Source organism: Dellaglioa sp. CoH-57-MRSF-19 (genome assembly GCF_056781975.1).
The window spans coordinates 1-292 of the sequence record NZ_JBXAXW010000236.1 but is presented as its reverse complement, the minus strand read 5'-3'; the positions used below and the strand labels follow the sequence as shown (position 1 = coordinate 292).

The 292-nt window shown below is 53.4% G+C and carries 1 protein-coding gene; it reads right to left on the bottom strand.

Going from position 1 to position 292, the window contains the following annotated elements:
- Positions 1–189: hypothetical protein (locus tag AC1RO3_RS09055; RefSeq protein WP_481764090.1), on the bottom strand; the 189-nt coding region annotated here is incomplete at its 3' end.
- Positions 190–292: the final 103 nt, after the last annotated feature.

Sequence of the window (292 nt, the reverse complement as noted above, 5' to 3'; positions counted from 1 at the left end):
CCACAGGTAAGCACCTTGCCGCTGTGTGTTCCCCTCTGTTGAAGTCACGATCATGACTTGCGTTAGAGGTGTCGGAGGCAGCAACTTGACGACTGGTGCCACGACTTTGCTTGACACTGCACCCTTGTGCAGTGTCAATTCATAGTAGAAGACGCTTTCCATTTTTTCGTTACCATGTAAAGGCGGCATTGGCCGCATTGAGCGACGGAAGACGCTGCTGAACGAGTGCGGTCAGCGCCGACCCGGTGGCACCATTGATTTTTTGCGTAACTGCGGTATACGCGTCCTGATC